The sequence below is a fragment of the Corynebacterium sp. LK2537 genome, assembly GCF_040946485.1.
Classification (GTDB): Bacteria; Actinomycetota; Actinomycetes; order Mycobacteriales; family Mycobacteriaceae; genus Corynebacterium.
The window spans coordinates 1-973 of sequence record NZ_JAYWLQ010000019.1 but is presented as its reverse complement, the minus strand read 5'-3'; the positions used below and the strand labels follow the sequence as shown (position 1 = coordinate 973).

The 973-nt window shown below is 61.2% G+C and carries 1 pseudogene; it reads right to left on the bottom strand.

From position 1 onward, the window contains the following. Nucleotides 1-14: 14 nt before the first annotated feature. Nucleotides 15-924, bottom strand: a pseudogene (locus VVS03_RS11285) (IS5 family transposase). Between the last annotated feature and the right edge of the window lie 49 nt (nucleotides 925-973).

Sequence of the window (973 nt, the reverse complement as noted above, 5' to 3'; positions counted from 1 at the left end):
CTAGGGCGTGTCTCTTATATGCGTAACCAGACCAGAATCGCCGCAAGCACCACTCCCGCGCGATACGTGACCGCGAGCTTGTCATAACGCGTCGCAAGCCCGCGCCACTGCTTCATCAACCCAAAGGCCCGCTCGACCACGTTGCGGTCTTTGTACAGCTCCGCATCAAACCCGGGCGGTCGCCCGCCAGCACGACCCTTACGCTTCCTGGCAGCGATCTCATTAGACTTCTCCGGAATCACCGCGGCGATGCCGCGCTCACGCAGATACGCGCGGTTCACCCGTGACGTGTACCCGCGATCAGCAAGCAACGCATCAGGGCGCGTCCGCGCCTGCCCGCACCCAATTCTCGGGACCCGAATATCGCCGAGGACTTCCTGCAACATCGCGCCATCATGGCGTTGCCCGCCCGTCACCACAATCGACAGCGGCCGGCCATGCCCCTCGACAGCAAAATGTACCTTCGTGCTCAACCCTCCGCGTGATCTCCCGATCCCGTGACCTGCCGGTTCAATCTCGCATAACGGCAGATTCTTGTAATTCGATAGAGCCCCCTGTGTCCTGATCAGGGCGCGGCAGGTTCGTACCGTGCTGATGAGCACGGTTGATCGTCGCGTCGATTGACACGTTCCAGTCAATGTCGCCCACTGCATCGGCCTCGGCGAGGATGTGCGCGAATACGCGGTCCCAGGTGCCGTCGGTTGCGTAGCGGCGATGCCGCTTCCACACCGTCTGCCAGGGACCATACCGGTCGGGGAGATCTCGCCACGGGATTCCGGTGCGGTACCGGTAGATGATGCCCTCTACAACGCGGCGGCTATCACCAAACGGGCGGCCTTTACGGCCCTCATTCGTTGGCAGAAGTGGTTCAACTCGCTCCCACTGTGCATTCGTGAACTGCGTAAATCTAGACCGTTGTGACACACCTCAATCATGCTCGAGCACAGGCCCACAATTAGGAGACACGCCCTAG